At 59.7% G+C, this 8071-nt stretch carries 5 protein-coding genes; all 5 read left to right on the forward strand.

Annotated elements, in window-relative coordinates:
• Positions 1-92 precede the first annotated feature (92 nt).
• The 5 genes from hisC to prmC all read left to right on the forward strand — a co-directional run bounded on the left by hisC (position 93) and on the right by prmC (position 7907).
• Positions 93-1160 (forward strand): histidinol-phosphate transaminase, encoded by a 1068-nt coding sequence (gene hisC / locus HQL63_15110; protein ID MBF0178154.1) that lies wholly within the window; start codon positions 93-95, stop codon positions 1158-1160.
• A 185-nt stretch (positions 1161-1345) separates the two neighbouring features.
• On the forward strand, positions 1346-2659 hold the full coding sequence (gene trmFO, locus HQL63_15115) for a methylenetetrahydrofolate--tRNA-(uracil(54)-C(5))-methyltransferase (FADH(2)-oxidizing) TrmFO (protein ID MBF0178155.1): 1314 nt from the start codon (positions 1346-1348) through the stop codon (positions 2657-2659).
• 251 nt (positions 2660-2910) lie between these two features.
• Positions 2911-5583 (forward strand): peptidoglycan DD-metalloendopeptidase family protein, encoded by a 2673-nt coding sequence (locus HQL63_15120; protein MBF0178156.1) that lies wholly within the window; start codon positions 2911-2913, stop codon positions 5581-5583.
• Positions 5584-5692: 109 nt separating this feature from the next.
• Positions 5693-6766, forward strand: coding sequence for a deoxyhypusine synthase family protein (locus tag HQL63_15125; protein ID MBF0178157.1), 1074 nt, complete (start codon positions 5693-5695; stop codon positions 6764-6766).
• Positions 6767-7040: 274 nt separating this feature from the next.
• A complete protein-coding gene (gene prmC, locus HQL63_15130; GenBank protein ID MBF0178158.1) occupies positions 7041-7907 on the forward strand; it encodes a peptide chain release factor N(5)-glutamine methyltransferase in 867 nt (288 codons plus the stop codon).
• The last annotated feature ends 164 nt before the right edge of the window (positions 7908-8071 follow it).

Raw genomic sequence — 8071 nt, forward strand, 5'->3', positions numbered from 1 at the left:
CCTTCCTCCTGGACCTCCATCCCAGTCTTTCAAGCGTTATTTTTTGGGGCACAACCCTTCCTCCTGAAGTTCTGTCTTGTGGAGAATATTTGATGGCTCTGCACCACTGGGTACGTCCAAACATTTTGGCCATGGCTGGTTATGTTCCGGGAGAGCAACCACCGACCGGACAACAGGTCATCAAGCTCAACACCAACGAAAACCCTTATGGGCCTCCCGAGGTGGTTTGCCGGGCCATTGTTGCTGCAGTGGGTGATCTTTTGCGTCTCTATCCGCCACCGGACGCCAAGCCGGTCCGGGAGGCCGCTGCCACCGCTTTTGGTCTGCACCCGGACCAGGTGGTGGTTGGCAACGGTTCCGATGACCTGCTGACCATGATCCTGCGTCTTTTTGTCGATACCGGTCGTCTTGTGGCTGCCCCGGACCCCACCTACACCCTGTATGAACCTCTGACGCGCATGCAAAATGGTCGTTATGTGGCCATCCCCTGGGGGGAGAGTCTGACCCTTCCCGTGACTGAACTGGCAGCCGTGCAGGCTCATCTGATCATTGTGGCCCGACCCAACGCCCCCACCGGTCATGCCGTTGATTTGGATAGCGTGGCCGATCTTTGCCGGCGTACTTCGGGTGTGGTGGTTTTGGATGAGGCCTACGCCGATTTTGCCGACGACACGGGCCTGAAATTATTGTCAGAACACCCCAATCTGTTGATCATCCGCAGTTTTTCCAAATCGTTATCCATGGCGGGTCTGCGCGTTGGTTTGGGGTTTGCCTCCCCGGCTTTGGCGATGGAGATGCACAAGGTGCGGGACTCCTACAATCTGGATCGCCTGGCCCAGGTTGCTGCCACAGCCGCACTGACCCATCTGGAGGCCTTTCGCCCTGCCATCGACGCCATTCGTGCCGAGCGGCAGCGCATCACCGGCCAACTGCGGCAACGGGATTTTCAAGTACCCGACAGCCAGGCCAATTTTATTCTGGCGACGGTTCCTCCCGGGTCGTTGACCGGCGCCGAGTGGAGTACTGCATTGAAACAACAGGGAATTCTTGTACGCCACTTCGCCGCTGACCCTCGGTTGGCCGACAAACTGCGTATCACCATCGGCAGCCCTGCCGAGATGGAGGCTCTTCTGCTGGCGGTGGATCGTATCCGGGGGTGAGAAGTGCCCAAAAAACGATGGCAAGACATCGCCCGGCAACGAATTGGGGTCCAGGGGGCTGGCTCCCTGGCTTGGTCCAGGGCGGCGCCCTGGTGGGGTTCGGGGCGAAGCCCTGACAAAGGCTTTCCTGTCCGGGCTTTTCTTGAAGGGGTGCTGAACGGTTACCGAAGGAGTGTACATCTCCCATGCAGACCATTCATATCATAGGGGCTGGACTGGCCGGGGCCGAGGCGGCTTGGCAGTTGGTGCGTCGTGGTATTCCCGTGCGGCTGTACGAAATGCGCCCACATCGTTCGACCCCTGCCCACCGAAGCGACAGGTTGGCTGAGCTGGTTTGTTCAAATTCGTTGCGCTCTGATGATCCGGTCCGGAATGCGATGGGCGTTTTGCACCAGGAGATGCGCCTGTTGGCGAGTCTGATTTTGGCAGCCGCCGATGCCAACAGGGTTCCGGCTGGCAGTGCCCTGGCCGTGGATCGGGATGGATTTTCAGAGTGGGTCACGCAGCGCTTGACCACCCACCCCCTGGTGACTCTGGTGCGGGAAGAGGTGACGGCGTTGCCCACCGAAGGGTTGGTGCTGGTGACCACGGGCCCCCTGACCTCGGATGCCTTGGCCCACCACCTGGAACAGAAGCTTGGCTGTGCGCGGCTGGCTTTTTTTGATGCGATTGCTCCGATTGTATCTTTGGAGTCGATTGACTTTTCCATAGCCTGGAAACAATCGCGGTACGGCAAGGGAGAGGGGGATGACTATGTCAATTGTCCGATGGATCGCCAACAGTATGACGATTTTGTGACCGGATTGTTGGCAGCGGAGAAGGTGACTCCCCGGGATTTTGAGCGGACGCCCTGTTTCGAGGGGTGCCTGCCTATCGAGGTCATGGCGGCCCGGGGACGGGAGACGTTGCGGTTTGGTCCCATGAAGCCCGTGGGTCTTGCCAATCCCCACCGCAGTGGCGAGCAACCCCACGCCGTGGTGCAGTTGCGTCAGGATAATGCCTTGGGAACTCTTTGGAACATGGTTGGATTTCAAACCCGCATGACTTGGCCGGAGCAGACGCGCCTGTTGCGCACCATCCCGGGATTGGCGGGGGCGGAGTTTATGCGGCTGGGCGCTTTGCACCGCAACACGTTCATCGATGCACCCCGCCTGTTGGGGAGTCATCTCCAGCTGCGGGCGCAGCCCAATTGGCTTTTTGCCGGGCAAATCACCGGGGTGGAGGGGTATGTGGAGTCGGCGGCCATGGGTTTGCTGGCGGGCATTTTTCTGGCCCGGCTGGCAAAAGGGGAAAAAATTTTGCCTCCACCCTCTTCAACAGCGATGGGCGCCTTGCTGGCACACATCACCACCGGAGCATGCACAGAAAATTTTCAGCCTATGAACATAAACTTTGGCCTTTTCCCGCCTTTGCCGGAGCGCACGCCGAAACGCGATCGCAAGCAGGGAATGGGCCTCCGTGCCCTGTCTGATATGGCCGTTTGGGGGGGGGAGCAGTGAGGAACTCTCCTTGACATCCCCCTGCGTGGACAGTAGATAGGTTCCCACTTCCGAGTTCGTCTCCGCCCATGGATCGGGCTCGTTCGTCAAGAAAGTCATGATCGGTCCGAAAATTGCATATCGGGACTTTTCAGGAAATTTTGGATCCCGGGACATCGATACTCTGACTGGATCGGATGAGAGGGCGTATGCTTTCCAGATTTGCACAACAAAAAGGGAGACCTTTCCCCAATCCGGGAAAGAGACGATGGGTGTTTCACCGTAGCGGTCGCTCTTACCTGGTGTTGGCCGGCATCCTGACGTTGAGTCTCATGGCTGCCCATCGGGCACTGGATGCCAGTACTGGATCGGAAAAAAACCGTAGCTTTCTGATGGCTGATCGGATGACCTCCCCGGCGCCCTATCCGGCGGCCATCCCGCGTGCGGCCTCGATGGACGAGGCCCGACACAAATCGGAACTGCTACCCCCCCCTTCGGAACCGTATGTTCCGCCCTACGCACGCCTGGCGCCAAAACCTCTCGCATCGACACTCTCTGCAACATCCTCTGCCGTGGCTCTGGTCGAGGGGGCGGTAAAACCGGATCCGGTCGCGGCTGACAAGGTTGCGATGGATTCTGGGGCGGCGGCGAAGTCGGGAGAGGTTGCTGTCGCTGCATCCGCAATGGGGAGTCTGGCCGGGCCGGCGCCGGTGGAGTCTGTCGGAATCCCGGCGGAGGGCTTGATGATATCCGGGTCTGGCGGTGTTGTTGGGAGTGCGCCGGCTGGCGTTGCCGTGGTGTCATCGGCGCAACCGGAACTGGCTCATGTGACCAAAACCGCCGTGCAGGTGGCTCAAGACGCCGTGGAAGCTTCGCAGAAGGTTTTGGATGCCCTGCAACAGGGTGGCTTGGCCCGGGTTGGGGAGCGTGATAATGCGGGCAGTGACGTTGGGAAAAGTTCTTCTTTTGGGGTACCGACTCCGCGTCCGCTCTCCCTGGTGGAGGGGCCCAAAAGTGGTCATGCAGCCGTGGCCCGGATTCCTACACCGCTCCCTTTGAGAGTTGAAGTGGTGGCAAAAAACGCCGTCGCTCTGCCTCCCCAGGCCGTGTTGCAGGACTCTTCTGCCAAGATTGTGCTGGCAACGCCGTCTCCCTTGTCGAGATCGGCCTCCGTTGCTGGCGGGGCGCATGTGGCGGGGGTTGCGCGTTTTTCTGCACCCGAACCGGCGCCGTTGCGCGTTGCCGAGCTGCGCCAGGCTGCCGAGGGGCGTGAAGTCGGGGGACGTGAAGTTGTGAGCCAGGTCCGTGCCGGCGACTCCTTGTCGGATGTCCTGGATCGGCACCAAGTTCCTTTGAAGACCTCCCTTGCCGTCTCCCGGGCCAGCCAGCGGGTTTTTGATCTGGTCAAAAATCTGAAACCCGGGTCGGTGCTGCGCATGATTTTCGACCAGGAAAATCAACTGGAGGCGATACATTATCCAGTGGCGCGGGATGAAGTTTTGGAGATGAAGAGAAAGGGTGATGGAACGTTCCATGCCCGCCTTGGCCGTGTGGAGGTCGTGCCGACGCCAGGAGCGCAGGGCGCCGAGCCCTTGGCCCCGGATGCGGTTGCGCAGCGTCGCCTGAGGGCTGCTCCAGAGGATGTCGCGATCGCTATGCCCCGGCCATCCGAGGATGGATCCGGATCTTCCTCGCCCGTGTCCCCCGTGCGGCCCGCTGAACCCCCGGTTGCGGTCGCTGCTCCAGATACAGGCCGCATCGGGACGCCGCGCAGCAAGGCCAACCATGCCATGATGGCCCAAATGCAGCAGACTTTTAAAACCGCGCACCGGACCGTCAAGGATTTTGTACGGGATGGGGACCATCTGGCGGCCATCCTAGGTCGCAACGAGGTGGATCAGTTGACAACCCGGGAGGTGGCGGTCGCTGCGCGACCTGTCTATGACCTGGCCCATCACCTGCAACCCGGCAAAGGGTTTCGGCTGGCCTTCGGTTCTGACGGCGAGCTGACAGCCCTCTCTTACCCGGTCAACGATGAAGAGACCTTTCTGCTGACGCGGGATGACAACCACCAGTTTGTTCCCAAGATGGTCGAACACAAGCTGGAGCACCGCATCCGGACAGCCAGCAGTATTCTGAATGGTTCCCTGTTCGTTGCCAGCCGCAAGGTTGGCTTGTCGCAGCAGATGGGGATCAAGCTGGCCAAACTCTTCGAGTGGGATGTTGACTTTGCCCGCGACATCCGTACCGGTGACCGCTTTACGGTCGTCTACGAAGAGTATCTCGAAAATGGGCGTTCCGTGCGTGACGGGGAGATCCTGGCAGCCGAGTTCATCAACCAGGGGCATGCCTACCGGGTCATTCGTTACACCGATCCTTCCGGGCGCACTGGTTACTTCGATCCTGACGGGCAGAATGTGCAGAAAATGTTCATTCGTGCACCGTTGGATTTTTTGCGTATTTCCTCGCAATTCTCCATGAAGCGGAAGCACCCCATATTCGGTTTTACCCGCGCCCACAAGGGGGTGGATTATGCCGCGCCTATTGGTACCCTGGTCCGGGCGGCTGGCGATGGTGTTGTCGTGTTTCGTGGTCGGAAGAGCAGCTTTGGTAACCTGGTGGAGGTTCGCCACAATGGCAAATATTCCACCGCCTACGCGCACCTGTCTGACTTTGCTTCTGACCTGCATGCAGGTTCGCGGGTGCGGCAGGGTGAAATCCTTGGCCGGGTGGGTATGACGGGTGTCACAACGGGTCCACACCTTCACTATGAAGTTCGGCTCAACGGTGAGGCGATCAATCCCCTCTCGATCCAGTCGCCTGCGGCCATGCCTGTCGCGGCCCGACACATGCCGGATTTTCGCAAACGCAGCAGACAGTTGGTGGCCATGCTGGATCGTTCGGAGACCATGGTGGCGTCTCTTCCGCGTCGCTCCGAGCGGTAGTGCGTATGTATCATGATGGGTGACCGTTCAGCGCCCCTTCAAATAAAGCTTGGACATGTTCCCGGGTCTTCTCCCGGTTTTTAGCATCCCTTGTCAGAAAGTTTCGCACATGTCTCAGCCGCCTGTAGATGGACGTGACCCGCGCCGTTATCACAATCCGGGGGCCGAAGGGATGAAACCGGTTTTGCCTCTGGATCTTTCGCGTATCCAGACGGTGGACGACCTGGTGCGTGCCATGTCCCAGGCATCCTTTGGGGCCCGCCGCCTTGGTGAGGCGGCGGAGGTTCTCGAAGCGATGGTCAAGGATCCTGAGTGTTTCACGGTCTTGACCCTGTCGGGAGCCATGACGGTGGCCAAGATGGGGTTGGTGATCTGTGAAATGATCGAGCGGGGATATGTCAACGCCATCATCTCCACCGGGGCCTTGATGACCCATGGCGTGGTGGAAAACAGTGGCGGGCACCACTTCAAGTGCGACCCTTACAACGACGACGCTGCCCTGTATGCCAAGGGATATAACCGGGTTTATGATACCATCGAGCCGGAGAGCAACCTGGATCAGGCTGCCGATCTGGTGGTACAGGTGCTCTCCCGGTCTGATCTGCCACCGGTTCTTTCCAGCCATTTTTTGACCCGGGCCATCGGTGAGCATATTTGCGCAACCCAGCCCGAGGCCCGTGGTCCCTTGACCTCGGCCTATCGTCACGGCGTGCCCATCGTGATTCCGGCCCTGACCGATTCGGAGATGGGTCTGGATTTGGCCGTGCATAACCACCGCCTGCGCCATGAAGGGCGTCCGGCCCTGGAGTACAACCCGTTTATCGATCTGGAGTATTACACCGGCCTGACCCGTGGGGCGAAGCGATTGGGCATCTTCACCATCGGAGGGGGCGTTCCCCGCAACTATGCTCAGCAGGTTGGGCCCTACTTTGAGATTCTCGGGCACCGCATGCATACCCCGCCAGCCCAGGTACGTTTCCAGTATGGTGTGCGCATTTGTCCGGAACCGGAGCATTTGGGAGGTCTCTCCGGTTGCACCTATCGGGAAGGAATCAGTTGGGGCAAGTTTGTTCCGCCCGCCGCCGGGGGTCGCTATGCCGAGGTCTTTGCCGATGCGACCATCGCCTGGCCCTTGATCGTCAAGGCGGTCATGGAACGTTACGCCACGAAAGCAACATTGTAGAAGAAGGGCGCAGCTCGTTCTCCTGGACCTCCATCCCGGTCTTGTCATCGTTTTGGGGAGGTAACCATTCAGCGCCGTCTCAAAAAAAAATCTGGATATGAAAGCCTTTGTCAGGGCTTCGCCCCGAACCCCACAAGGGCGCTGCCCTTGACCCGCCAGGGAGCCAGCCCCCTGGACCCCGATGCGTCGCCGGGTGGTGAATAGTCGCTTTCCCCCTGGACCCCGATGCGTCGCCGGGTGGCGAATAGTTGCTTTGGGAGAGATCCATATGACTGTGAACCGAACCTGGACGGTTCGAGAGCTGCTGCAATGGACGGCAGGCTGGCTGGCCGGTCGTGGCGTCGAAGCGCCGCGGCTGGATGGCGAGCTGCTGCTGGCCGAGGTTCTGGGGGTGCGGCGTATCGATCTGTTTTTGGATCCCGACCGGCCTCTGGTTGCTTCTGAGCTGGCTGCCTTCAAGCTTCTGCTCAAGCGCCGTGCGGCGCGTGAGCCATTGGCTTATATTCTGGGGCATCGTGAGTTTTGGACGCTTGATCTGCACGTCACACCCGGGGTTTTGATCCCGCGTCCTGAGAGTGAGTGCCTCGTGGAGGCGGTTTTGGAACACTTGCCGAAACGACAATCCCCTCTGGCGATCCTGGATGTTGGGGTGGGGAGTGGGGCGATCCTGTTCAGTCTGTTGACCGAGTACCCATTGGCCAGGGGTGTCGGGATCGATATGGCTGCCGCTCCGCTGGCCTGTGCCCGGAAGAATGCCGATCGTCTGGTTTTGAGCGACCGGGTGGAAATCCGTGCGGGTGATCTGTTTGCACCCCTGACATCCGGGGAGCGTTTTGATGTGATTGTCGCCAATCCGCCCTACATTGCTGCCGGCGAGTGGGCTGGTTTGCAACCCGAAGTGCGGGATTGGGAGCCACGGGAATCCTTGTTGGGTGGTGATGACGGCCTGGCGGTCTATCGCCGGCTTGTCCCGGCTGCGCGCCATTTTTTGCAACCCAAAGGATTGTTGATTGTGGAGATTGGCATGCAGCAGGGTGAGGCGGTCAGGCAGGAGATGGTGCAGGCTGGGTTTGAGGGTGTGATCGTGCTTGAGGATTATGGTCATCGTCCACGGGTGGTGGGTGGTGTGGCGCCACCATAGAGCCATTGAAAGATTGGAGTCGTTACATCCGATGTAACTATGCGCCACCCTTTCAAAAAAGCCTTGGATATGAAAGCCTTCGTCAGGGCTTCGACCCGCACCCCACCAAGACTCTGTCCTGGACCTGCCAGGGAGCCAGCCCCCTGGACCCCGATGCGTGGCCG

The organism is Magnetococcales bacterium, from assembly GCA_015231175.1.
Taxonomy (GTDB): domain Bacteria; phylum Pseudomonadota; class Magnetococcia; order Magnetococcales; family DC0425bin3; genus HA3dbin3.